The sequence below is a fragment of the Stenotrophomonas sp. 01N47 genome, assembly GCF_056399165.1.
This window is the reverse complement of record NZ_JBFTQU010000040.1, coordinates 1-521: the sequence shown is the minus strand read 5'-3', so window position 1 is coordinate 521 and position 521 is coordinate 1. Positions and strand designations below refer to the sequence as shown.

Annotated in this window: 1 protein-coding gene; it reads left to right on the top strand. The window is 65.5% G+C overall.

Features of this window, described 5'->3' with window-relative positions; translation table 11 throughout:
- Positions 1-327: hypothetical protein (locus AC1DKR_RS21090; RefSeq protein WP_478035087.1), on the top strand; the 327-nt coding region annotated here is incomplete at its 5' end.
- Between the last annotated feature and the right edge of the window lie 194 nt (positions 328-521).

Sequence of the window (521 nt, the reverse complement as noted above, 5' to 3'; positions counted from 1 at the left end):
CTCTTGAAGTTCAAGCCAATCTTTCTCGGCGCGGCGGCCGCGCTGCTGGTCGCGGGCGTCGTCGACGCGCGGGGCTTCGGCCTCGCCAAGGGCGATTTCCGTGGCTTTGGTTCGCTGCTGGAGTGGAAGCCCAAGTGCATCGAGCCCGTGCGTCCCTACGGCAAGGATCCGCGGGCCCTACGCGTCTACATGCGCGAAGTCGACGACTGGAGCGCTTGCGTCGACAGGCAGGCGGAAGCCGACGCGGCCTACGCCGTCGAACAGGTGCAGGACGGCCGCGACAAGGCCCTGCGCCGCATGCGCGAGCAGGTTCTTCTCGGTTACTGAGGCTCGCGCCCAGCTCCAGGAACGCGTGGCGCGAGCCCCGCGGAATGGCCTCAGTCCTGCTCTGCGGCGCGCTTGCGAGACTTTCGCCAGTTGTTCAGGGCGTCGTAGGCGCTTTCAAAATGAAGCGGAACGTCGACCAGATAGTCGTTGAAGCAGGCCGCCTTCAGAACATACTCGTACATCGTGTCCGGGAC